Consider the following 247-nt stretch of genomic DNA (forward strand, 5'->3'; position numbering starts at 1 on the left):
TCCTGTCTATCAGCATTGCCTACACCCGCTGGGTCTCCCGGGTGATGAGGGGAAAGACCACGGCCTAAGACATGGCCGACACCCCCAACGCTTATTGATACGGCCCACCGTGCCGACCCCCGGTGGGCACCTACCGAAGTGAAATTGGAGGGTTTGCCATGTGGGATTTAGCCTGGATCCTAGGCACCGGCCTGGCCTCCGCCGCCGCCATCCTCCACGGCATGTGGTTGGAAGCACGCGAGGGAGG

At 62.8% G+C, this 247-nt stretch carries 1 protein-coding gene; it reads left to right on the forward strand.

Annotated elements, in window-relative coordinates:
• Positions 1 to 158: 158 nt before the first annotated feature.
• Positions 159 to 247: cytochrome bd-I oxidase subunit CydX (cydX, locus tag ACQG3P_RS21530; protein WP_426806191.1), on the forward strand; the 89-nt coding region annotated here is incomplete at its 3' end.

This window comes from Stenotrophomonas sp. SrG (assembly GCF_050031795.1).
Lineage (GTDB): Bacteria > Pseudomonadota > Gammaproteobacteria > Xanthomonadales > Xanthomonadaceae > Stenotrophomonas > Stenotrophomonas rhizophila_A.